This window comes from Kitasatospora sp. NPDC032757 (genome assembly GCF_055579305.1).
Genome location: NZ_JBVINN010000018.1, coordinates 17,116 through 39,939, shown reverse-complemented (window position 1 = coordinate 39,939; position 22,824 = coordinate 17,116). Strand labels below are relative to the sequence as shown.

Genomic DNA, 22,824 nt, shown 5'->3' with positions numbered 1-22,824 from the left:
GATCAGCTGCGGAGGACGACGGTCATGACTTCCGTTCTCGTTTGCGACGATTCCCCGCTCGCCCGCGAGGCGCTTCGCCGCGCGGTCGCGACCGTACCCGGCGTCGACCGGGTCACCACCGCGACGAACGGGGAGGAGGTCCTCCGCCGCTGGGTGGCCGACCGCTCCGATCTCGTTCTGATGGACGTCCGGATGCCCGGCCTCGGCGGGGTCGAGACGGTCCGGCGGCTGCTGTCCGCCGACCCGGGCGCGCGGATCATCATGCTCACCGTCGCCGAGGACCTCGACGGTGTGGCCCTCGCGGTGGCCGCCGGTGCCCGCGGGTACCTGCACAAGGACGCCTCGCGCGCCGAGCTGCGGGCCACCGTCACCCAGGCCCTCGCCGACCCGACCTGGCGGCTCGCCCCGCGCCGGCTGCGCAGCCCGGACATGGGTGCCGCGCCGACGCTGACGGCGCGTGAGATCCAGGTGCTGGAGGGCATGAGCCACGGCCGCAGCAACGCCGAGATCGGCCGCGAGCTGTTCCTCTCCGAGGACACCGTCAAGACCCACGCCCGGCGGCTGTTCAAGAAGCTCGGCGCCTCGGACCGCGCGCACGCGGTGGCCCTGGGCTTCCGCTGGGGCCTGGTCCGCTGACCACCGGCGGCGCCGCTGCTCGCGGCGCGCTGCTCGCGGTTCCTCCCGCAGGGGCGTGTGACGTTACGGTCCCGAGGTTGCACCATGGAGTAGTGGAGCACCTCGGGGACCAGCGGACAGGCACTGTGGCGGACCACGAAGCCGCAGGACACTCGGTGGACGGCGCGACGGACGGGACCACCGACGGTGGCGGGGCGGGAGGCGGCACGGTGCAGGAGGGGCCGGTGGTGCGCGGTGGCGCGGTGCCCGGCGCCGCACCGCATAACGTTCCGGTGCACAACTCCGGACGCGGTGCCGCGTTTTCCCGTTCGACCAGGCACCATGGACCGATGCGTGACGACGTTGCCGGTGCTACCGGCGAGGCGGACCCGGTGGAGGCCGAGCCCTCCGGCCCGGGCACTCCGTCGTACACGGATCCCGGTGACGGTGACCCCGGCCACGGAGCCGGTGAGGACGCGGGCGCCGACGAGGCGGGCGTCCGGGGCGGCATCGGCCGGGCGCCGGTGCTCGGTACCGGCAGCTCCCCCCTGGTCGGCGAGCTGGTCGCGGCCGCCGTCCGCGGCGAGGGCCCGGCGATCGACGCGCTGCTCGCCTACGTCCACCCGCTGGCGTTGCGGTACTGCCGCGGCCGGCTGGTCCGGCTGCCCGGCGGGGCCCGCCACCACGTGGACGACGTCGCCCAGGAGGTCTGCGTGGCGGTGCTCTGCGCGCTGCCGCGCTACCGGGACCAGGGCCGGCCGTTCGAGGCCTTCGTCTACGGCATCGCCGCCCACAAGATCGCCGACCTGCAGCGGGCCGCGATGCGCGGGCCCGGCTCGACCGTCGTCCCGCAGGACGACCTGCCGGAGGTGCCGGACGAGGCGCTCGGCCCGGAGGAGCGGGCGCTGCTGAGCAGCGACGCCGCCTGGGCCAAGGAGCTCCTCTCCAACCTGCCGGCCCGTCAGCGCGAGCTGGTGCTGCTGAGGGTGGCCGCCGGGCTGTCGGCGGAGGAGACCGGCGAGGTGCTCGGGATGTCGCCCGGCGCCGTCCGGGTCGCCCAGCACCGCGCGCTCAGCCGGCTGCGGGCGCTCGCGGAGGAATCCTCCTGATCCCGGCCCCGGCCCGCCCGCGCCGGAATGGCTCATGGGCGCCGGGTGTTGTCAAGGGCACACGAGTGCACATTCGTGGTGCCAGTACCATGGGGTATCGGCGCCTGGGCGGGTTGCCAAAGTTTCGTGGGTGCGAGCGGGGTTCCCCTGGAGGTTCCTCCAACGGCACCGAGCTTTCGGCGGCCTGAGCGAGTGAGCGATGACAGCGCCCCCACCCTCAGGGCGCGAGCGGAATAGGCCGGCCACGGAAGGTACCCCCAAATGTCCTACAACGCCGCAGGCGTACCCGAGAAGTTCGCGATGCTCGGGCTCACGTACGACGACGTGCTGCTGCTGCCCGGGGCCTCCGAGGTGCTGCCGAACCAGGTCGACACCTCCTCGCGGGTCTCCCGGAACGTGCGCGTCAACATCCCGCTGCTCTCCGCGGCGATGGACAAGGTCACCGAGTCGCGGATGGCGATCGCGATGGCCCGCCAGGGCGGCGTGGGCGTGCTGCACCGCAACCTGTCCGTCGAGGACCAGGCCAACCAGGTCGACCTGGTGAAGCGCTCCGAGTCCGGCATGGTCACCGACCCGATCACGGTCGGCCCGGAGACCACCCTGGCCGAGGCCGACGCGCTCTGTGCCAAGTTCCGGATCAGCGGCGTGCCGATCGCGGACGAGGCGGGCAAGCTGCTCGGCATCGTCACCAACCGCGACATGGCCTTCGAGTCGGACCGCAGCCGCCAGGTCCGCGAGATCATGACCCCGATGCCGCTGATCACCGGCAAGGTCGGCATCTCCGGCGAGGACGCGATCGGCCTGCTCCGCCGCCACAAGATCGAGAAGCTCCCGCTGGTCGACGACGAGGGCCGGATCAAGGGCCTGATCACCGTCAAGGACTTCGTCAAGGCCGAGAAGTACCCGAACGCCGCCAAGGACGCCGAGGGCCGTCTGCTGGTCGGCGCCGCCGTGGGCGCCAGCGCCGAGGCGTTCGACCGGGCCCAGGCCCTGGTCGAGGCGGGCGTCGACTTCCTGGTCGTGGACACCTCGCACGGCCACAGCCACAACGCGCTGGCCTGGATCGCCAAGATCAAGGCGGCCGTCGGCGTCGACGTGGTCGGCGGCAACGTCGCCACCCGCGACGGCGCCCAGGCGCTGATCGACGCCGGCGTGGACGGCGTCAAGGTCGGCGTCGGCCCCGGCTCGATCTGCACCACCCGTGTGGTCGCCGGCATCGGCGTCCCGCAGGTCACCGCGATCTACGAGGCCGCGCTCGCCTGCCAGGCGGCCGGCGTGCCGGTCATCGGCGACGGCGGCCTGCAGTACTCGGGCGACATCGGCAAGGCGCTCGCCGCCGGTGCCGACACCGTGATGCTGGGCTCGCTGCTGGCCGGCTGCGAGGAGTCGCCCGGCGAGCTGCTGTTCATCAACGGCAAGCAGTTCAAGTCCTACCGCGGCATGGGCTCGCTGGGCGCGATGCAGACGCGCGGACAGGCGAAGTCCTTCTCCAAGGACCGGTACTTCCAGGGCGAGGTCACCTCGGACGAGAAGCTGATCGCCGAGGGCATCGAGGGCCAGGTGCCGTACCGCGGCCCGCTGTCGGCCGTGCTGTACCAGCTGGTCGGCGGCCTGCGCCAGACCATGGGCTACGTGGGTGCCGCCACCGTCGCGGAGATGGAGAGCAAGGGCCGCTTCGTCCGGATCACCTCGGCGGGCCTCAAGGAGAGCCACCCGCACGACATCCAGATGACCGTCGAGGCGCCGAACTACACCAGCCGCTGACGCCGTCGTCCGCCGAGGGACCCGCCGCTTCCGAGCGGCGGGTCCCTCGTGCGTGTCCGGGGGGCGGGCCGTCGCGGCGCGCCGACGGGCGGGTGCGGGATACTGGGGGCGGCCGGGGTGACCCGGCGGGCATGAGCAACAAACCAGAAGGGCTCGAACGAAGTGACTGAGATCGAGATCGGGCGAGGCAAGCGCGGCCGCCGGGCGTACGCATTCGACGACATCGCCGTCGTCCCCAGCCGGCGTACGCGTGACCCGAAGGAGGTCTCGATCGCCTGGCAGATCGACGCCTACCGTTTCGAGCTGCCGTTCCTGGCCGCCCCCATGGACAGCGTGGTCTCCCCGCAGCAGGCCATCGCCATCGGCCGCCTCGGTGGCCTGGGCGTGCTCAACCTGGAAGGCCTCTGGACCCGCTACGAGGACCCGCAGCCGCTGCTGGACGAGATCGCCACGCTGGAGGACGAGGCCGCCGCGACCCGCCGCCTGCAGGAGATCTACGCAGCCCCGATCCGGGCCGAGCTGATCAAGCAGCGGATCCAGGAGGTCCGCGACTCCGGTGTGGTCACCGCCGCCGCGCTCTCGCCGCAGCGCACCGCCGAGTTCTCCAAGGCCGTCGTGGACGCCGGCGTCGACGTCTTCGTCATCCGGGGCACCACCGTCTCCGCCGAGCACGTCTCCGGCGCCGCCGAGCCGCTCAACCTCAAGCAGTTCATCTACGAGCTGGACGTCCCGGTCATCGTCGGCGGCTGTGCCACCTACACCGCCGCGCTGCACCTGATGCGCACCGGCGCGGCCGGCGTGCTGGTCGGCTTCGGCGGCGGCGCCGCCCACACCACCCGCAACGTCCTGGGCATCCAGGTGCCGATGGCCACCGCCGTCGCCGACGTGGCCGCGGCCCGCCGCGACTACATGGACGAGTCCGGCGGCCGCTACGTGCACGTGATCGCGGACGGCGGCGTCGGCTACAGCGGCGACATCCCGAAGGCCGTCGCCTGCGGCGCCGACGCGGTGATGATCGGTGCCGCGCTGGCCCGGGCCACCGACGCGCCCGGCAAGGGCTTCCACTGGGGCATGGAGGCCGTGCACGAGGAGCTGCCGCGCGGCAAGCGGGTGGACCTCGGCACCGTCGGCACCACCGAGGAGATCCTCACCGGTCCGTCGCACACCCCCGACGGCACCATGAACCTGTTCGGCGCGCTGCGCCGGGCGATGGCCACCACCGGCTACACGGAGCTCAAGGAGTTCCAGCGGGTCGAGGTCACGGTGAACCCGGCGCTCAACCACCGCTGAGCCGCCGTGCCGTGACGGACCAGGGCCCCCGCCGGATCACCATCCGGCGGGGGCCCTGCCGCGTCCGGCCTCAGCTGGGGGTGGCCGTGCGGCGGGTGAGCAGGAAGCCGCCGATCGCGGCGATGCCGTAGAAGACGAGGTCCAGCGGGTGCCGGTCGGCGCGCCAGAGCCGGAGGGCGTCGCCGAGCAGCTCGCCGTACGGGGTGCCGGCCAGGTCGTGCAGGCGCAGCGTCTGGCCGAGCAGCTGGCCGAGGAAGAGCGCGCCGGCCGCCAGCAGCGCGCCCAGCGGGGGCAGCGCGTGGCCGCGGCCGCCGAGCCGGCCGAGCGGCCAGGCGACGGCGGCGGCCAGGGCGATGGCCAGCCAGCCGATGCTGCCCTCGACCCGGGCCAGGGCGGCGCCGTACGCGAGCGCGCCGGCCAGCATCGCGGCGACGGCCGCGGCGACGGCGGTGCCGGTCCGGCGGCGGCGCACCGGCCCGTCGGCGTGCTCGGGCTCCGGCCGGTAGCCGGTCACCGGGGCGCCGGGCATGCCGGGGGCGACATAGCCCTCCGGTACCTCCTGCTCGGGCGCCACGGAGAAGTGCCGGGCCGTTCGCGGCCGTTCCGAGTGGCCGTCAGCGCCGGGTGCGGGTGCGGTCATGGGCGTCGAATCCCCCCGGAAAAGACTGTGAGCGGCCGAACGTTAGCAGCGCTCCGGGCGGGCCGAACAGAGTTTTCGATCACAGATCGGGCACGGAGCGGCCGCGTTCGGCCGGGCCGTCACCAGGGTGGCCGGGGGGTGGGTGGCCGCGGGCCCCGGGGACAGGGGATGATGGAGGCTTGGCGTTCGGGCCCGGCGTCGGGCCGACGCGCCGTCACCTCGACCGGCCAGCACCACATGGGGGAACGTTCCGAATGACCCAGGCGCAGGGTTCCACCGGCCGCCTCCTGGCCGGACGCTACCGGTTGGACGCGGTGCTCGGGCGCGGCGGTATGGGCACCGTCTGGCGCGCCGAGGACGAGATGCTGGGCCGGATCGTCGCGGTCAAGGAACTGCGGATGAACGGCAGCGTCGACGAGGACGAGAAGCACCGGCTGATCGTCCGTACGCTGCGCGAGGCCAAGGCGACGGCGAGGATCCGTCACGGCTCGGCGGTCACCGTCTTCGACGTGGTCGAGGAGGACGACCGGCCGTGGATCGTCATGGAGCTGGTCGAGTCCCGCTCGCTGGCGGACGTGATCAAGGAGGACGGGCCGCTGGCGCCCGCCCGGGCGGCCGAGATCGCGCTCGACGTGCTGGGCGTACTGGTCGCCGCGCACGCGCTCGGCATCCTGCACCGCGACGTGAAGCCGTCCAACGTGCTGATCGGCGAGGACGGCCGGGTGGTGCTCACCGACTTCGGCATCGCCAGCGTGGAGGGCGACGCCTCGGTGACCTCCACCGGGATGCTGGTCGGCGCGCCCTCGTACATATCCCCCGAGCGGGCCCGCGGGCAGAAGCCCGGCCCGCCGGCCGACCTCTGGTCGCTGGGCGGCACGCTGTACGCGATGGTCGAGGGCCGGCCGCCGTACGACCGGGGCTCGGCGCTGGCCACCCTGACGGCGGTGATGACCGAGGAGCTCAGCACGCCGCTGAACGCCGGGCCGCTCAAGCCGGTGATCGAGGGACTGCTGGAGAAGGACCCGGGCGAGCGGCTGGACGCCTCGCAGACCCGGTCGATGCTGAAGCGGGTGGTGGCCGACGCCACCGCACGGGCGGAGTCGACCACCGAGCACGCGATGCCGGTGAAGCCGTCGGCGGGAGAGAGCAAGAGCGCGGCGAAGGCCAAGGGCGAGGCGGCCGTGGCCCCGGCCGCGGAGAAGCAGGCCGCGCAGACGCCGGCCGCCGGGAAGCCGGCCGGGAAGCGTCCGGTCGGCGGGCTGCTCGGCACCGTCCGGGTCGGGAGCCGGGCCAAGGACGCCGCGGTCACCGGGGAGACCGGGGCCGCCAAGGGCGCCGAGGCGGCGGAGAAGCCCGCAACCGCCGGGGCCGGCGCGCCGGTCACCGACCCGATCAAGCCGGTCACCAGCGAGTGGACCCTGGGCGCGACCCAGGCGGCCGGCGCCGACCCGCGCACGGGACGGCGGCGCCTCGCCGTGGTCACCGTGGTGCTGGTCCTGGTGCTGGTCGCCGGGGTGGTCGCGGTGATCCAGGCCGTCGGCGGCTCCGACCACGCGCCGGCCAAGGGCGCGGGCAGCACCGCCCCGGTGGCGGCCACCACCTCCCCGGTGGGGGAGGGCGCGGCGGCCACGGCCACGGCGGGCGGCCCGGCGAGCCCGGCGGCGACCGGCGCCCCGGCGACCGGCGCCCCGGCGACCGCGCCCACCGGCGCGGCGGCCCCGGCACCGACCGCCGCAGCGCCGAGCACCCCGGCAGCCGCCCCGCCGGCTCCCGTCACGCCGGCTCCCGTCACGCCCGCTCCCGGCACGCCGGCGGGCCCGGCCGTGCCCGCCGGCTTCCACGAGTACAAGGACCCGGCCGGCTTCTCGGTCGTGCTGCCGGACTGGCTCCAGCCGGCCGGCTCGGAGGCGACCCGCCGCACCTTCAAGGGCAACGGCAGCACCCTGAAGATCGAATGGACCACCAGCCCCGGTGCGAGTGCCGTGGCCGACTGGCAGGAGTCCGAGCCCGGGCTGCGCGCCCAGGTCTCCAACTACCAGCGCGTGCAGCTGCAGGCCGTCGCCTACCGCGAGTGGACCAACGCCGCCGACTGGGAGTGGATCAGCGGCAACCCCCGGACGCACTCGCTCAACCGGGGCTTCGTCACCGGCACGCCCGCCAAGTACGGCTACGCGATCTACTGGATCACCCCCGACGCGGACTGGAGCGCCCCCGCGAACGCCCAGGCCCGCCAGACCGCCTTCGACTCCTTCCAGCCCGCGCCGTAGGAGGGCCCGCGGGGCCTCCCGGCGGGCTCAGCCGATCAGGCGCTGCTTGGCGCGGCTGAACTCCTCGTCGGTGAGCGCCCCGGCGGTGCGCAGGGCGGCGAGGCGTTCCAGCTGGTCCAGCAGCTCGGTGCCGGAGGCGGCGGGCGCGGCGTCCGGCCTGGCCGGCGCCTTCTGTGCGGCGGTCCGGGCCAGCCGGGCGGCGGCCCGGATCTGCTCGGCGAACACCTCGCCCTTCACCACGTCCTCGAACCGGTGCGAGCCGGTGAGGGCGACCACCAGCAGCACCTCGCCGTTGATCCGGGACTTGGCGACGGTCGCGTCGGTGACCGCGGAAAGCGGAACCGGGACCGGCGGTTTTCCGTCCTTCAGGAACAGCAGCCGGTGCGTGGTGAGGACCAGGACGCCCTTGCGGAAATGGTCGGGATGGCGCCCCGCCGTGGACGCGACCGGCCTCTCCTCGGGGGTCACGTTCGCCTCGACGGTGCGCAGGGCCTGCGCCCGGGTGTCACTGTTGCTGTTGCCGGCCACGTCGAAGGCCGCCTCGATCAGATCGGTCCAGTCCATGGGACCGAGCGTAATGCGCACGCCCTAGGCTGGGGCGCGAGCGAGAGGAACACGCATGCGAGCGGGTCCGGGTCAGGTGCTGGCAGGGCGTTACCGGCTGACGGACCGTCCGGAGGCGCTGCGCGCCTCCGCCGTGGACGAGGTGACCGGGGGGGCGGTCCTGCTGCGCGGCCTGGAGCTGCCGGCGTTGCTGACGAGCGGTCACGATCCGGACGAGCCGGTCCCCGAGCAGGGCGAGCGGCTGGTCCGCCGGGTGGCGACGGCCGGGTCGACGGCGCCTTCGCACCCCAGGCTGTTGCAGGGGGCGGGGGCCTTCGTCGAGGGCGATCTGCTCTGGACGGTCGAGGAACGGCCGGCCGGGGTGCCGCTGGCCGAGCTGGTCGCGGCCGGGCCGGTCCCGCCGTACCGGGCGGCCGAGTTGGCGGCCGACCTGGCCGGTGCGCTGCGGGCACTGCACGAGGCCGGGCTCGCGCACGGCAATCTGACCACCGCGTCGGTGCTGGTCTGCGAGGACGGTGCGGCGCTGCTGGGCGGACTGCTCCCGGGGGTGGCCGAGGAGGCGCTGGCCGAGGAGCTGGGCGGGCCCGGCGGGCGCCGCCGGTACGACGTGCGGGCCACCCTGGTCGGTCCGGTGGCGGAGCGCTGGCCGCTGGACGGCGGCCCGGCGGGGGACTGCTGGGCGCTGGGCGTGCTGGTGCAGCGGCTGGTGACCGGCCGCTCGCCGTTCCCGGACCACGGTGTGCCGGAGCTGGTCACGGCGGTGCGGGACGGCCGGCGGGAGCCGTCGGTGGTGTGCGGGCCGCTGGCGCCGCTGGTGGAGCGGCTGCTCCAGCCCGACCCCGCGCTGCGTCCTACCGCGGAGGCCGTCCAGCGGGAGCTGGCGGGCCTCCTGGCGGGCGCGCCGGAGCCGGCCGACGAGGAGCGGTCGGCGCGGGCGCTGGAGTTGCGGCCGGAGGGGCCGCTGGTGCCGCTGACGCCGCGTCGGCGCGGCCGGGGCGGGCCGGCCCCGGAGCCGGTCGCGGCGGACGCGGGGCCGGAGCCGGTCCGGCGTCCGTTGATACCGCCGGCGCTGCTCGGACCGGTGCTGGTGGGCGGGGTCTTCCTGCTGCTGGTGCTCGGGGTGGTCGCCGTCGTGGTGTTCGCGGGTTGATGGTGGCGGTGCCGGTGTTCGCGGGCTGACGTTCGCGGGTTGATGGTGGCGGCCCCGGTGTTCGCGGCCTGATGTTCGCAGGCTGACGGTGCCTGTCGGGGCCGTCCCGCCGGCCGGACGGGCGGGGGAGATTACCGGGGTGCGGGCGGGGCGCCTAATGTGTGCGTGGGATCTGTTTGAAAAATGGTCTGCACCGGCCCTCCGTCGAGGTGACGGCAGGTGAATGAGGGGGAGCGGTCGCCGATGAGCGTGCAGGACCGGCCGGAGGCGGCCGAGGCGGAGCGGCTGCTGGCCGGACGCTACGAGCTGGGCGACCGGCTGGGCCGCGGCGGCATGGGCACGGTCTGGCGGGCCTGGGACCGGATGCTGGACCGCGAGGTCGCCGTCAAGGAGCTGACCGTCAGCCACCTCCCGGAGGAGGAGCTGCAGATCCTGCACGCCCGGATGAAGCGGGAGGCCAGCGCGGCCGCCCGGATCAAGCACCCCGGCGTGATCACCGTGCACGACGTGCTGGAGCAGGACGGCCGGCCGTGGATCGTGATGGAGCTGGTCGACGGCCGCTCGCTGGCCGACGTGATCAGCCAGGACGGCACGCTGCAGCCGCGGGCCGCCGCCGAGGTCGGCAGCCAGGTGCTGGCAGCGCTGCACCGGGGCCACCAGCTGGGTGTGCTGCACCGGGACGTGAAGCCGGCCAACGTGCTGCTGGAGCGCGGCACCGGGCGGGTGGTCCTGCTCGACTTCGGCATCGCGACGTACGAGGGCTCGGCCGAGCTGACCCGGCCCGGTGACCTGGTCGGCTCGCCGGACTACCTGGCGCCCGAGCGCGCCCAGGGAGACCGCCCGGGCCCGGCCTCCGACCTCTGGGGCCTCGGGGCGACGCTGTACGCGGCGGTGGAGGGCCAGTCGCCGTTCCGCCGGACGTCGCCGCTGACCACGCTGGCCGCGGTGGTCGGCGATCCGCTGCCGGAGCCGCGCCGGGCGGGGGCGCTGGGGCCGGTGCTGGCCGCGCTGATGGCCAAGGACCCGGCCGAGCGGCCGACCGCGGACGAGGCGGCCCGGATGCTGGCCGAGGTGCAGGCCGGGCACACCATGGGCTTCAAGCCGGTCGCGCCGGTGAAGACGCCGACCCAGTCGGTGCCGGTGGTGGACCGGACCGAGGCGCCCGGGCCGGGGCCGGACTCCGAACCGGAGACGACGCCCGGGCCGGTCGCACCGCCGGCGCCGGCGTCCGCCGCCGCGGCGGACGCCGGAGCCCTCGCCGTGGGCGCCGGAGCCGCCGCCGTGGGGCCGCCCGCCGGGCGGCCCGCGCTGGTGGTGCACCCCGTCGCGCCCGCGCGCGGGCCGGCCGGACGCCGCAACGTGCTGCGGATCGCCGCGATCGGGCTGGGCGTCGCCGTGCTGGCCGCGGGGGCGACCTTCCTCGTGACCCGGCACTCCGGCACCCCGGTCGCCGACCCCACCCCGACCGCCACCGGCGGTCCGCAGCCCACCGCGTCCGGCGACGCGGACCCCGCGCCCACCGGCTACCGCTGGGTGGACGACCCGGCGGGCTTCCGGTTCCCGCTGCCGGTGGCCACCCCGGCCTGGCAGCGCAGCACCGACACCGCCAACCAGATCTTCTACAGCCCGGACAACAAGACGCACTACCTCCAGTTCGCCGTCACCGTCGGCCAGTCGGTCAAGCCGCTGGACCACATGCGGCAGATGGAGACAACCGTCTCCAAGCTGAAGGAGTACCGCCAGCACAAGCTGACCAGCGTCCTGGTGAACGGCCACGACGCCGCGGTCTGGGAGTTCAGCTACGCGGCCAAGGAGGGGGGCCGGCGGCGGGCGATCGAGGCGGAGTTCATCGACGACGACGGGACCGGCTACGCCATCTACCTGTCCTGCCCGGAGACGGACAAGGACTGGCCGGAGGGGGAGCAGCGGTTCAACGCGGTGCTCGGTCACTTCACCCCGACCCGCTGAGCCGCCGGGAAGCGCTGACCCGCTGGCCCGGAGAAGCGCCGAGCTGCCGAGCCGTCGAGAAGCGCCGAGCCGTCGAGAAGCGCCGAGCCGGTGACCGGCCGAGCCGGTGACCCGCCGGCCGGGTGGGCCGCTCGGAGTTTCTTGTTACCCACGGGTACCGAACCGGCCGCCGAGCGCCTAGGCTGCGCCGTATGACGGACCTCACAGCAGATGCCTCGGCCCTCCAGCAGCCCGGTGCAGGCGCGGCGGACCGCAACCCCGCCGCCCCCGGAGGCGGCCGCACGGTCGCCGCGGCCGTCCCGTCGTCGCTGGTCACCCGCCTGGCCGGCGGGATCACCGCGACCGGCGAGCCCAGCCTGGTGGAGACCGTCGCCCCGCTGACCGGCGAGCGGCTGGCCGGCCTGCCGCAGTCCACCCCGGCCGACGTCGAGGTCGCCTTCGAGCTGGCCCGTCGCGCCCAGCCGGCCTGGGCCGCGCTGCCGGTACGCCGTCGCGCCGCCGTCCTGCTGCGCTTCCACGACCTGCTGCTGAAGCGCCAGGACGAGGTGCTCGACCTGATCCAGGCCGAGACCGGCAAGGCCCGGCTGCACGCCTTCGAGGAGGTGCTGGCCGTCGCCATGGCCGCCCGGCACTACGGGCGCGCCGCGCACGGCTACCTGCGCGACAAGCGGCGCGGCGGCGCGCTGCCGCTGCTCACCCAGGCGATCGAGGCCCGCCGCCCCAAGGGCGTGGTCGGGCACATCTCGCCGTGGAACTACCCGCTGGAGCTGTGCATCGGCGACGCGCTGCCCGCCTTCGTGGCCGGCAACGCGGTGGTCAACAAGCCGGACACGCAGACCGCGCTGACCGCGCTCTGGGCCCGCGAGCTGCTGATCGAGGCCGGGCTGCCGGCCGACCTCTGGCAGGTCGTGATCGGCGACGGCCCGGTGATCGGCCCGGCCGTGGTCGAGCACGCCGACTACGTCTCGTTCACCGGCTCCACCCGCACCGGCCGCGAGGTCGCCCAGCGCGCCGCCGCCCGGCTGGTCGGCGTCTCGCTCGAACTCGGCGGCAAGAACGCCATGCTGGTGCTGGCCGACGCCGACCTCGACCGGGCCGCCGAGGGTGCCGTCCGGGCCTGCTTCTCCTCGGCCGGCCAGCTCTGCATCTCGATCGAACGGCTGCTGGTGCACCGCTCGGTGGCGGACGAGTTCCTGGCGAAGTTCGCCGAGCGGACCCGCGCCCTGCGCCTCGGCGGCGGCCTCGCGTACGGCGCCGACATGGGCTCGCTGGTCTCCGTCCGGCAGCTGGACACCACCACCCGCCACGTGGACGAGGCGGTCAAGGCCGGTGCCACCGTGGTCACCGGCGGCCGGCCCCGGCCGGATCTCGGCCCGTTCTTCTACGAGCCGACCATCCTGGACGGCGTCACCCCGGAGATGGCGGTCTGCAGCGAGGAGACCTTCGGCCCGGTGGTCTCGGTCTACCGCTTCGACACCGAGGACGCGGCGGTGGCCGCCGCCAACTCCACCCCGTACGGACTCAACTCCAGCGTCTGGACGAAGGACCTGCGGCGCGGCCGGGCGGTCGCGGCCCGGCTGCGCACCGGCACGGTCAACGTCAACGAGGCCTACGCGGCGGCGTACGGCTCGGTCGGAGCGCCGATGGGCGGCATGGGCGAGTCCGGGCTCGGCCGGCGGCACGGCGCCGAGGGCATCCTGCGGTTCACCGAGGCGCAGACCGTCGCCAGCCAGCGGCTGATGCCGCTCGCGCCCTCGTTCGGGCTGGACGACAAGCAGTTCGCCGCGGTGTTCACCGGCGGCCTACGGGTGCTGAAGGCGCTGCGCTTCAAGTAGCCGACGGCTCACGGCAGTCCGTCCCGACGTCAGTTCTTTTCCCGAAGGAGCAGTGGCACATGGTGGGGTCCCGCGATGAGGCGGAGTTCGACTACGACGTGGTCGTGATCGGCTCGGGCTTCGGTGGGTCGGTCTCCGCGCTGCGGCTGACCGAGAAGGGCTACCGGGTCGCCGTCCTGGAGGCCGGGCGGCGCTTCGAGCGCGACGAACTGCCCAAGAACTCCTGGGACCTGGCCAAGTACCTGTGGGCGCCCAAGCTCGGCCTGTACGGCATCCAGCGGATCCACCTGCTGGCCAATGTGCTGATCCTGGCGGGCGCCGGCGTCGGCGGCGGCTCGCTGAACTACGCCAACACCCTCTACGTGCCGCCGAAGCCGTTCTTCGAGGACCGCCAGTGGGCCCACATCACCGACTGGCAGGAGGAGTTGGCGCCGTTCTACGACCAGGCGCAGCGGATGCTGGGCGTCCGGCTCAACCCGACCATGACCCCGTCCGACGTCCATCTGCGGGCGGCGGCCGAGAAGATGGGCGTCGGGGACACCTTCCACATGGCGCCGGTCGGGGTCTTCTTCGGTGACGGGAAGGACGCCGGGGGCGCGGCCGAGGCGGCGCCCGGCGACGAGATCCCGGACCCGTACTTCGGCGGCGCCGGCCCCGCGCGGCGGGCCTGCGTGGAGTGCGGCGAGTGCATGACCGGCTGCCGGCACGGCGCCAAGAACATGCTCACCGAGAACTACCTCCACCTGGCCGAGCGCGGCGGCGCCGAGATCCACCCGCTCACCACGGTGGCCCGGATCCGCGAGCACACCGGCGCCGACGGCACGCAGGGCTTCAAGGTGGACGTCCGCCGGACCGACGCCCGCTCCACCACCGACCCGGTGAAGGCGGGGGCACGGACCATCACCGCCGCCCGGGTGGTGGTCGCGGCCGGCACCTACGGCACCCAGTCGCTGCTGCACCGGATGCGCGACGGCGGCCACCTGCCCCGGATCTCCGGCCGGCTCGGCGAGCTGACCCGGACCAACTCCGAGGCGCTGGTCGGCGCGCAGACCACCGACCGTCTGTACGGCGCCCGGACGGACTTCACCAAGGGCGTCGCGATCACCTCCTCGATCCACCCGGACGCGAACACCCACATCGAGCCGGTGCGCTACGGCAAGGGTTCCAACGCGATGGGCGCGCTGTCGATCGCGCAGGTCAAGGGCGGCGGCAAGGGCCCGCGCTGGCTGCGTTACCTGGGCTCGTCGGTGCGGCACCCGGTGACCTTCGCCCGCTCGATGAACCAGCACCGGTGGTCGGAGAAGACGATCATCGGCCTGGTGATGCAGTCGCTGGACAACTCGATCACCGTCTCGCTGAAGAAGAAGGGCCTCGGCAAGGGCCAGCTGACCTCCACCCAGGGGCACGGCGCACCCAACCCGACCTGGATCCCGGCCGCCGAGCAGGGCGCCCAGGCGCTGGCCGACGAGATCAACGGCTTCGCGGGCAGCACCGTCGGCGAGATCTTCGACATCCCGATGACCGCCCACTTCCTCGGCGGCTGCCCGATCGGCGACTCCGCCGAGACCGGCGTGGTCGACCCGTACCACCGGCTCTTCGGCCACCCCGGGATCAGCGTGGTGGACGGCTCGGCGGTCTCCGCCAACCTCGGGGTGAACCCGTCGCTGACGATCACCGCGCAGGCCGAGCGGGCCATGTCGATGTGGCCGAACAAGGGCGAGGACGACCGGCGCCCGGCCCCCGGCGAGGCGTACCGGCGGGTCGAGTCGGTGGCGCCGGTACGCCCGGCGGTGCCGAAGGAGGCCTTCGGTGCGCTGCGCCTGCCGCTGCTGGCCGTCCCCGAGGTGCCGAAGAAGCGTGGCACGCAGGCTCCCTGACGCTTCGCCGGGGCGGGCCCGCGACGCGCCGGAGCCGGTTGACAGCCGTCCGCGCACGATGGGATAAACGGGCTCCCTGGGGGGACCAGGGGCTTGTTCTCACGGGGGGATCACGGTCCATGGCCATCTGCGCATCGTGCGGCGCGGCTTCGGCGGAAGGGGCGCTCGGCTGCGCGTCCTGCGGGCGGCCGCTGGCGCCGCCCCCGCCAGCTGCGGCACCGCTCACCCAGCCCGTGCTGCCCCCGCCGCCACCGTCCGCGCCGGGGTACCCGACGGCCGCGGCGCCCGGCCGGCCCGGGTACGCGCCGCCCGCCGTCCCGCCGACGGTGGGCAGTTGGGGCACCGGCCGGCCGTACGACGCGGCCGCCGCGCAGCCCGCCGCGCTGCGGTGGCTCACCGGCGAGGACTGGCGGCCGGCGGTGAAGGCGGTGATCGCGCCGACCGCGGTGCTGCTGCTGGCGGCGCTGATCGCCGCGATCCCGGGCGACTACAACGTCGGCTACCTCTACGACTCGCCCGACTTCGGCGACCGGTTCGGCACCGCCCTGGCCATGGCCCTGGCCGCTCTCGGCGCACCCTTCAAGCTCGGCCTCAGCGGCCGGCTGTTCCGGGGGGAGAGCGGCCCGTCGCTCCTGGTGCGGACGGTGCCGATGACGGTCACCGCGCTCTGGCTGTTCGCGCTCTGGCTCGGTCTGCGGGCCGGCGTACGCCTGCGACAGGCCCGCACCGGTGCGCAGCAGAGCCGGGCGCAGGCGGCCGGCGAGGCGGTCCGCACCGCCCTGGTGGTGGCCGCGGCGACCCTGCTGGTGGGCCTGGTCGGCGGCGCCGTCTGGTCCCCTTCGAACGGCCGGGGGGCGAGCTTCAGCGACTACTACGGGGCGGTGGAGTACCGGTCCGACTCCGGCTGGCTGGAGGCGGTCGGCTGGAGCGCGCTGCTGGCCGGGCTGCTCGCCTTCACCGTGTACGGGACGGACGCGCTGCGCTGGGCGGCCTGGCGCAACCGCGCGGTGCGCGGGTGGGCGGTGGCCGGGCTGGCCGCGGGCCGGGCGGCGGCGGTGTCGGTCGGGCTCGGTGCGCTGGCCGGGTTCGTGCTGGTCGCCGTGCAGGACGAGGGGTGGGCGACCGGTGTCTCGGTGGCCTTCCTGCCGAACCTCGGCCTGAGCCTGCTCGGCCTGGGCTCGGGTGCGACCCTGCGGGCGGGCGACGGCAGCAGCCGCTACGGCGGCTACGACGGGGACGGCCCGGGCTACGGGTCGAGCGGCCCGCGCGACGAGTTCTCGCTCTTCGACCTGCACGGCGAGACCGCCGACTGGCGGTGGACCCTACTGCTCGCCCTGGCCGCGACGGCCTACCTCGGCTGGACGGCCCACCGCCGCGGGCTCGACGCGGCCGACCGGATCCGGCTCGCCGTGGTGTACGCGACCGGGCTGACCCTGCTCATGGCGGTGGCCGGCTTCGTGGCGACGTCGGGCAGCGGGGCCTCGGGCGGGCGGACGGGCGCCGACCGCGAGTTCTCGGTCGGTCTGCTCTTCGGCTCCCAGCTGGCGGCCAACGTGATCTGGGCGGCGGTCGGCGCGCTGGCCGTGCCGCCGCTGCTGGCGGCCGTCCGCGGCGGTTCGGCCGGCGGCCCCCTCGGAGCGGTGCCGCCGCAGGGCGGCCCGTACGAGGGTGCGGCGTACGCGGGAGCGGTGCCCCGGGAGACGGTGCACGCGGACGCCGCGCCCGCGGGTGTGGTGCACGAGGGCGGGCCGCTGGTGCCGGGTCAGGTGGCGGGGGTGAGCGAGGTGATCGGCTCGCACGACCAGCAGCCGCCGGCCCCCGGCACCGCCGCCCCCGGGGACGGTGGGGATGCCGCCGACGCGAGCGTCTGGCGCAAGGAGCCGTAGCGAGCCGGGGGGCGTGCGCCTCGGCGGCCCGCGCCCCTCGCGTCGTCCCGGCGCCCCCCGCCGCAGCGGTCACCCCGCTGCGCCCGGCCCCGGACAAGGCCCGGACAAGGCCTGGACAAGGCCTGGACAAGGCCTCCGACGGGGCGGACGAGGAGGCCGGACAAGGACCCGACCGGCCCGGAGAAGGGCAAAGGGCCCCGCGGGGGAACGGGGCCCTTTGTCGTTCAGCACGCGGCGTCAGGGCTGCGCCGGTGCTGGGGTGACGGCGCCGGGGGAGGAGCGCCGTCCTGTCGGTTGGCTTCTGGGACCGCGCCGTCGCAGCACCGGCGTGGGTGTGCCGGTCGCGCGGGGCGCGCACGCTCGCGGTGCGGCCGGTCCGGCGCGCATGGCTGCGCCGGGCCTTCGCTCACGGAGCGTGAGGTGACAATCGTTGCCACCAAGGGTCTCGGCGGCACCGGGCCGGGCCTCCGCAGTGGGCCTTCGGCCACCGGGAGAACCTCTTCCAAGCAGCATCGTGCTGGACGAAGGGCTTGCTCTGCAACCGATTCGGCATGATTCGGCACAGTCCATTTTCGGCCGGACCGGTCCGGGGAGGTCTGCCAGGGGCCGCCCGGCGGCCCTCGGGGAGGTCCGGGAAGGCCACATCGATGATCACGGTGCGTAGTGGTGTCGGCCGGAGCGCACGGGGACGCGCGTAGCGGCGCGGGACGGTGAACGGTGTGCGCCTGGGTTGCGCCGGGGTGCGGCGGCCGGCTTCCGGGCGTCCCCGGAGGCCGGCCACCCCACCTCGTTGGTCCAGTCGCGGCCGGGGTCGCTGTCCCCTGCTGGCCGGCCGCTGCACCCGCGCACGGTCCCACGGCGCACCGCTCCCGGCGGGGCCGGGACAGCGGCGGCGCCACGCGCGCCGGTGGACTGGGATGAGCTCCACGCGTGGTCCTGCAAGCCCGTACGGCGGCGCCCCTGGCCGGGGCGGAGGCGGCGCACCTGGCGGGCGCGGCGCGGTCGTACGGTCGTCAGAAGCAACGAACCGGCGGCCGGGGCGGTCACGGTCTCTTGGACGTGCAGACGAGTGAAACCGGCCCGCCCGGTAGACTCGACCACAGACCCCCGCTCGTCGCCCGCCGCCGCCCTTCGACGGAAGCGCTGCGCGCGACACCTTTCGTACCGCTGCCGGAAGGCCGTCCGTGTCCTCTGCTATTCCCGTCCAGTCCGTACCTGAGACCGACACCGTCCTGGTGGTCGACTTCGGTGCCCAGTACGCCCAGCTCATCGCCCGCCGGGTGCGTGAGGCCCGGGTCTACAGCGAGATCGTGCCGAGCAGCATGCCGGTTGCCGAGATGCTCGCCAAGAACCCGAAGGCGATCATCCTCTCCGGCGGTCCCTCGTCGGTCTACGAGGAGGGCGCACCGCAGCTCGACCGCGCGATCTTCGAGGCCGGGGTGCCGGTCTTCGGCATGTGCTACGGCTTCCAGCTGATGGCCAAGACGCTCGGCGGCACCGTCGACAACAGCGGCGCCCGTGAGTACGGCCGCACCCCGCTGACCGTCTCCCGCACCGGCTCCACCCTGTTCGAGGGCGTCCCGGCGCAGCACTCGGTCTGGATGTCGCACGGCGACGCCTGCTCGGCCGCCCCCGAGGGCTTCACCGTCACCGCGTCCACCGACGTGGTGACGGTCGCGGCCTTCGAGAACGACGAGGCCCGGCTCTACGGCGTCCAGTACCACCCCGAGGTGCTGCACTCCGACCACGGCCAGCAGATCCTGGAGCACTTCCTCTACCGCGGCGCCGGCATCGCGCCGACCTGGACCACCGGCAACGTGGTGGACGAGCAGGTCGCGCTGATCCGCGCCCAGGTCGGGAACAAGCGGGCGATCTGCGGCCTCTCCGGCGGCGTGGACTCCGCGGTCGCGGCCGCCCTGGTCAACAAGGCCATCGGCGAGCAGCTGACCTGCGTCTACGTCGACCACGGCCTGATGCGCAAGGGCGAGACGGAGCAGGTCGAGAAGGACTTCGTCGCGGCCACCGGCGTGCAGCTGAAGGTCGTCGACGCGCAGGAGCGCTTCCTGAACGCGCTCGCCGGGGTCTCCGACCCCGAGGAGAAGCGCAAGATCATCGGCCGTGAGTTCATCCGGGTCTTCGAGCAGGCCCAGGCGGAGATCGTGGCCGAGGCCGGCGAGCACGGCGAGTCGGTGGAGTTCCTGGTCCAGGGCACCCTGTACCCGGACGTGGTGGAGTCCGGCGGCGGTACCGGCACCGCCAACATCAAGTCCCACCACAACGTCGGCGGCCTGCCCGAGGACCTCCAGTTCGCGCTGGTCGAGCCGCTGCGCAAGCTGTTCAAGGACGAGGTCCGGATGGTCGGCCAGGAGCTCGGCCTGCCGGAGGAGATCGTCCAGCGCCAGCCGTTCCCGGGCCCGGGCCTGGGTATCCGGATCGTCGGCGAGGTCACCAGGGAGCGCCTGGACCTGCTGCGCGAGGCCGACGCGATCGCCCGTGAGGAGCTGACCGCGGCCGGCCTGGACCGGAAGATCTGGCAGTGCCCGGTCGTGCTGCTCGCGGACGTCCGCAGCGTCGGCGTCCAGGGCGACGGCCGCACCTACGGCCACCCGATCGTGCTGCGCCCGGTCTCCTCCGAGGACGCCATGACGGCCGACTGGTCGCGCCTGCCGTACGACGTGCTGGCGAAGATCTCGACCCGGATCACCAACGAGGTCAAGGACGTCAACCGCGTGGTGCTGGACTGCACCAGCAAGCCGCCGGGCACCATCGAGTGGGAGTGATCACTCCCGCCGGCCGGCCCTGAGAAGGCCCCGGACCGGCATTGAACGGCCGCGCCGTCGTTCCCGTATACAGGGGAGCGGCGGCGCGGCCGTTCGCGGTGGACGGGGGCCCACCGGGTGGGACCTCCCACCGAAAGCGCTCACAAACGTGCAGAATGCGACCGGACCTGTCAGGCGGTTGGCAGGCCGTGAAGGAAGGTGTGAGGGATGACGGAGGCCAGCAGCCCCACGGTGGCCGGCGGCTCCGTGACGACCGGCGCGCGGGCGGCGGACGGCAGTACCGGGTGGGTGGCCGCGCGCAAGGCGGTGGCCTCGCGGTACGCGCTGCTGCCGCTTCGGATGTTCCTCGGCGTCACCTTCGTCTACGCGGCGCTCGACAAGCTCTCCGACACGCACTACCTCGCGGGCGCGGGCGACCCGGCCTCCTTCGTCTCGCAGACCCAGGCGGCGAAGGGCTCCAGCCCGATCTCCTTCCTGCTCGGCGCCGCCCTCGACGCCCCCACCCTGTTCGCGCTCGCCATCGCCTTCGGCGAACTGGCGGTCGGCCTCGGCACCCTGCTCGGTCTCTGGGGCCGGGTCGCGGCCCTCGGCGGCGCGCTGATCAACCTGAGCCTCTGGCTGACCGTCAGCTGGAACGTCTCGCCGTACTACCTCGGCAACGACCTCGCCTACCTGATGGCCTGGACCCCGCTGCTGCTGGCCGGCACCCCGTACCTCTCGCTGGACGGCTACCTGGCCAAGCGGGCCGCCCGGGACCGCGAGCGCGGGCTGGGCGAGGCCCACACCCGCCGGCGGGCGCTGGTGGACGGCGGGATCGCGGCCGTCGCGATCGGGGGCGCCGGCCTGCTCTCCGGCTCGCTGACCGCCACCTTCGGACGGGACAAGAAGGCGGTCGGGCCGTCCGCTGCCCCGGCCGGGAGGGCGCCCGCCGGGCCGCCCGTCTCGGTGGCCGCCGCGAGCGTCCCGGTCGGCGGCTCCGCCCAGGTCAAGGACCCGGCCACCGGCGACGCGGTCTACATCGTCCAGCCCAAGGCCGGCCAGTACTGCGCCTTCTCCGCGGTCTGCACGCACTCCGGCTGCGCGGTCGACGCACCGAAGAACGGTCAGCTGTACTGCCCCTGCCACGGCTCCCGGTTCGACGCGGCCACCGGCGCCGTGGTCAACGGCCCGGCCACCAAGCCGCTGCCCAAGTACGGCGTCACCAAGGACGGCGACAAGCTGAACCTCGGGCCGCTGCAGAGCTGACGCCGCGGCCTCAGTCCGGCGCGTCAGTCCGGCGCGTCAGTCCGGCCGCGCCGGGCTGCCGCCGCGACCGCCCCGATCAGGCCCCCCAGGCCCAGCACGATGAAGGTCACCGGGATGACGATCCGGCCGTTCACCGAGATGTCGTTCACGGCCGCCACCAGGTAGAGCACCGCGATGACGGTGAACAACCCCCCGGCGATCAGCGAGAAGAGATCGAGCTGGTGCTTCCTCACGACTGGACCACCTTGATGTTGCCGAGCCCGACCATCAGCTTGAGGTCGAGCGTGCCCTTGGATGCCTGACCGTTCACCGGGGCCAGCCGGAACGTGCGGGAGCTGTTGCCGCTGACCTCGTCCTGCCCCGGCACGGCGGCGTTGCCGAGGCCGATCCTCGTTTCCAGGTCGACCGTCACGTTCGACGGCACCAGGACGGTCAGCTCGCCGGCGCCGAGCTCGACGGTGCTGTGCAGGGTGCTGCCGGCCGGGTCGATCCGGCTGAGGTCCAGCCGGGCGTTGCCGAGCCCGAGCGTGTACCGCGGCTGCAGCTCGCCGGCCGAGGCGGCGCTCCAGTCGCGGTCGCCGAACGCGTTGTGCACCGAGATCGACGAGCCGTGGGTGAAGGCGAGCGCCAGGGTGAGCAGCAGGCCCGGCACGACGAGCCTGCGGGCCCGGCCGAACTTGGCGGCGACCAGCAGCGTCAGCCCGATGACCAGCAGGGCGGTCGCCAGCACGGTGCCGGTCAGCACGTCGGTGTCGCCGTGGGCGGAGGCCCCCCAGACCGCGCTGGCCGCGCCGACCGCCAGCAGCAGCCCGATCAGACCGAGCGGCGAGCGCTCGCGGTGGTGGCGCACCGCCACCGGCGGCCGGGTCCGGCGGGCCGGGCCGTCCTTGCGCAGCGGGTCCCCCTCCGGCAGGTCGGCGCGCTGCCACCAGGGCTGGGCCGGGCCGCCGGGCGGCGGGGCCGCGGCGCCGTGCGGGGCGGCGCCGGTGTCGCCGTACGGGTTGCGCTCGGGGTGGCGAGGGTCCCAGAGGTAGCCGCTCGGGCCCGCGTGCGGGGTGTCGGCCGGCACCGTGCCGGCCGCCCGCTCCCGGGCGTGCCGCTCGCGGGCCGACTCGTCGTCACCGGGCGGCGGCTGCTCGTCCGTCAGCGGCCAGGAGTAGGCGGCGGCCGGCCCGGACCCGGGGAAGTACCGGTCGTACGGGCCCTCGTGGCGGTTGCGGCCGCGCCGGCGCCCGCGCAGCCGGTTGTGGCGGCGCTCCGGGTCGTAGCGGACGGCCAGGAAGACCAGTCCGCCGAGCAGCAGCAGCGGGAACAGCTGGTCGCCGTCGCCCATCGAGGAGAAGAAGACGCCGGTGCCGATCACGGTCAGCAGCACCGCTCCGACCGACTGGCCGTCGACCCGGCCGGTGAGCACCCGCTGGAGCTCGGTCCGGCCCGACCGGCTGCCGCCCTTGCCGTCCGGGACGGGCTCGGTCGGGACGACCAGCCAGGCCAGCCCGTACAGGAAGAGGCCGAGCCCGCCGGAGAGGCAGAGCACCACCGTCACCACGCGGAAGACCACCGGGTCGATGTCCAGGTGCCGGCCCAGTCCGCCGCAGACGCCGGCGACCACGCGGTGGTGCTCGGTCCGGTTCAGCGGGGGTCGGTCCGGCTCGGGCGGGGCGCTCGGCCCGGCCTCCTGGGTGCGGTGGTCCTCGGTCATGCCCACCATCCTGGTGGCTCCGGCGCGCCCGCCCAACCGGTGCCGTCCCTGTCCGTACCCTGACTTGTCCCTGAGAACGGGTAGGGCTCCACCCTGATGCGTCCGGGCCCGCCCGCGTGGAACCATCGGTCG

16 protein-coding genes are annotated in these 22,824 nt (G+C 74.5%); 12 read left to right on the top strand and 4 right to left on the bottom strand.

All coding sequences use genetic code 11. The features are described 5' to 3' along the window. The first annotated feature begins 24 nt into the window (after positions 1–24). The 4 genes from ACZ5WK_RS20825 (at position 25) to ACZ5WK_RS20810 (ending at position 4,778) form a co-directional block, all read left to right on the top strand. Positions 25–636, top strand: coding sequence for a response regulator transcription factor (locus tag ACZ5WK_RS20825; protein ID WP_014136228.1), 612 nt, complete (start codon positions 25–27; stop codon positions 634–636). 503 nt (positions 637–1,139) lie between these two features. Then, positions 1,140–1,724 (top strand): RNA polymerase sigma factor ShbA, encoded by a 585-nt coding sequence (gene shbA / locus ACZ5WK_RS20820; RefSeq protein ID WP_465548970.1) that lies wholly within the window; start codon positions 1,140–1,142, stop codon positions 1,722–1,724. Positions 1,725–1,985: 261 nt separating this feature from the next. After that, positions 1,986–3,488, top strand: a complete 1,503-nt coding sequence (gene guaB, locus ACZ5WK_RS20815) for an IMP dehydrogenase (RefSeq protein WP_396321436.1) — start codon at positions 1,986–1,988, stop codon at positions 3,486–3,488. Between the two features lie 162 nt (positions 3,489–3,650). Further along, entirely contained in the window at positions 3,651–4,778 is a 1,128-nt protein-coding gene (locus ACZ5WK_RS20810) for a GuaB3 family IMP dehydrogenase-related protein (protein WP_465548840.1), read from the top strand. A 70-nt stretch (positions 4,779–4,848) separates the two neighbouring features. Here ACZ5WK_RS20810 and ACZ5WK_RS20805 read toward each other — a convergent pair whose 3' ends face one another. After that, positions 4,849–5,418 (bottom strand): hypothetical protein, encoded by a 570-nt coding sequence (locus ACZ5WK_RS20805; RefSeq protein ID WP_465548838.1) that lies wholly within the window; start codon positions 5,416–5,418, stop codon positions 4,849–4,851. Between the two features lie 254 nt (positions 5,419–5,672). Here ACZ5WK_RS20805 and ACZ5WK_RS20800 point away from each other — a divergent pair, with 254 nt between their 5' ends. Continuing rightward, positions 5,673–7,685: a serine/threonine-protein kinase gene (locus ACZ5WK_RS20800; RefSeq protein WP_465548836.1), complete on the top strand. Its 2,013-nt coding sequence runs from the start codon at positions 5,673–5,675 to the stop codon at positions 7,683–7,685. Positions 7,686–7,712: 27 nt separating this feature from the next. Here the strand turns inward: ACZ5WK_RS20800 and ACZ5WK_RS20795 are convergent, their stop codons facing one another. Then, on the bottom strand, positions 7,713–8,249 hold the full coding sequence (locus ACZ5WK_RS20795) for an SHOCT domain-containing protein (protein ID WP_465548834.1): 537 nt from the start codon (positions 8,247–8,249) through the stop codon (positions 7,713–7,715). 55 nt (positions 8,250–8,304) lie between these two features. On the opposite strand from ACZ5WK_RS20795, the gene ACZ5WK_RS20790 reads away from it, so the two are divergent. The 7 genes from ACZ5WK_RS20790 to ACZ5WK_RS20760 all read left to right on the top strand — a co-directional run bounded on the left by ACZ5WK_RS20790 (position 8,305) and on the right by ACZ5WK_RS20760 (position 20,990). After that, positions 8,305–9,399 carry a protein kinase domain-containing protein gene (locus tag ACZ5WK_RS20790; RefSeq protein ID WP_465548832.1) on the top strand — a complete coding sequence of 365 codons (1,095 nt, stop codon included), beginning with the start codon at positions 8,305–8,307 and terminating at the stop codon, positions 9,397–9,399. Between the two features lie 243 nt (positions 9,400–9,642). Next, complete coding sequence (locus tag ACZ5WK_RS20785; RefSeq protein ID WP_465548830.1) at positions 9,643–11,367, top strand: serine/threonine-protein kinase; 1,725 nt, start codon at positions 9,643–9,645, stop codon at positions 11,365–11,367. Between the two features lie 191 nt (positions 11,368–11,558). Beyond that, positions 11,559–13,202 carry a succinic semialdehyde dehydrogenase gene (locus ACZ5WK_RS20780; RefSeq protein WP_465548828.1) on the top strand — a complete coding sequence of 548 codons (1,644 nt, stop codon included), beginning with the start codon at positions 11,559–11,561 and terminating at the stop codon, positions 13,200–13,202. Between the two features lie 59 nt (positions 13,203–13,261). After that, positions 13,262–15,079 (top strand): GMC oxidoreductase, encoded by a 1,818-nt coding sequence (locus ACZ5WK_RS20775; RefSeq protein ID WP_465548826.1) that lies wholly within the window; start codon positions 13,262–13,264, stop codon positions 15,077–15,079. A 119-nt stretch (positions 15,080–15,198) separates the two neighbouring features. Continuing rightward, positions 15,199–16,965 (top strand): hypothetical protein, encoded by a 1,767-nt coding sequence (locus tag ACZ5WK_RS20770; RefSeq protein WP_465548824.1) that lies wholly within the window; start codon positions 15,199–15,201, stop codon positions 16,963–16,965. Between the two features lie 1,196 nt (positions 16,966–18,161). After that, on the top strand, positions 18,162–19,745 hold the full coding sequence (guaA, locus tag ACZ5WK_RS20765) for a glutamine-hydrolyzing GMP synthase (protein ID WP_465548968.1): 1,584 nt from the start codon (positions 18,162–18,164) through the stop codon (positions 19,743–19,745). Positions 19,746–19,952: 207 nt separating this feature from the next. Continuing rightward, positions 19,953–20,990 (top strand): Rieske 2Fe-2S domain-containing protein, encoded by a 1,038-nt coding sequence (locus tag ACZ5WK_RS20760; RefSeq protein ID WP_465548822.1) that lies wholly within the window; start codon positions 19,953–19,955, stop codon positions 20,988–20,990. A gap of 23 nt (positions 20,991–21,013) precedes the next feature. On the opposite strand, the gene ACZ5WK_RS20755 is transcribed toward ACZ5WK_RS20760, so the two are convergent. Both ACZ5WK_RS20755 and ACZ5WK_RS20750 read right to left on the bottom strand, forming a co-directional pair. After that, positions 21,014–21,223: a hypothetical protein gene (locus ACZ5WK_RS20755; RefSeq protein ID WP_396321426.1), complete on the bottom strand. Its 210-nt coding sequence runs from the start codon at positions 21,221–21,223 to the stop codon at positions 21,014–21,016. Further along, the gene (locus tag ACZ5WK_RS20750) at positions 21,220–22,692 is read right to left on the bottom strand and encodes a PspC domain-containing protein (protein ID WP_465548820.1); all 1,473 of its coding nucleotides are present in this window, start codon (positions 22,690–22,692) and stop codon (positions 21,220–21,222) included. Before ACZ5WK_RS20750 ends, ACZ5WK_RS20755 begins: the two co-directional genes overlap by 4 nt. Positions 22,693–22,824 lie beyond the last annotated feature (132 nt).

What these genes read in the sequence shown, in the direction of transcription:
- ACZ5WK_RS20750 (WP_465548820.1), bottom strand. Translation starts at nt 22,692, where the DNA reads ATGACCGAGGACCACCGCACCCAGGAGGCCGGGCCGAGCGCCCCGCCC.
- ACZ5WK_RS20760 (WP_465548822.1), top strand. Translation starts at nt 19,953, where the DNA reads ATGACGGAGGCCAGCAGCCCCACGGTGGCCGGCGGCTCCGTGACGACC.
- ACZ5WK_RS20800 (WP_465548836.1), top strand. Translation starts at nt 5,673, where the DNA reads ATGACCCAGGCGCAGGGTTCCACCGGCCGCCTCCTGGCCGGACGCTAC.
- ACZ5WK_RS20780 (WP_465548828.1), top strand. Translation starts at nt 11,559, where the DNA reads ATGACGGACCTCACAGCAGATGCCTCGGCCCTCCAGCAGCCCGGTGCA.
- guaB (WP_396321436.1), top strand. Translation starts at nt 1,986, where the DNA reads ATGTCCTACAACGCCGCAGGCGTACCCGAGAAGTTCGCGATGCTCGGG.
- ACZ5WK_RS20805 (WP_465548838.1), bottom strand. Translation starts at nt 5,418, where the DNA reads ATGACCGCACCCGCACCCGGCGCTGACGGCCACTCGGAACGGCCGCGA.
- ACZ5WK_RS20775 (WP_465548826.1), top strand. Translation starts at nt 13,262, where the DNA reads ATGGTGGGGTCCCGCGATGAGGCGGAGTTCGACTACGACGTGGTCGTG.
- ACZ5WK_RS20770 (WP_465548824.1), top strand. Translation starts at nt 15,199, where the DNA reads ATGGCCATCTGCGCATCGTGCGGCGCGGCTTCGGCGGAAGGGGCGCTC.
- ACZ5WK_RS20790 (WP_465548832.1), top strand. Translation starts at nt 8,305, where the DNA reads ATGCGAGCGGGTCCGGGTCAGGTGCTGGCAGGGCGTTACCGGCTGACG.
- ACZ5WK_RS20825 (WP_014136228.1), top strand. Translation starts at nt 25, where the DNA reads ATGACTTCCGTTCTCGTTTGCGACGATTCCCCGCTCGCCCGCGAGGCG.
- ACZ5WK_RS20785 (WP_465548830.1), top strand. Translation starts at nt 9,643, where the DNA reads ATGAGCGTGCAGGACCGGCCGGAGGCGGCCGAGGCGGAGCGGCTGCTG.
- ACZ5WK_RS20795 (WP_465548834.1), bottom strand. Translation starts at nt 8,249, where the DNA reads ATGGACTGGACCGATCTGATCGAGGCGGCCTTCGACGTGGCCGGCAAC.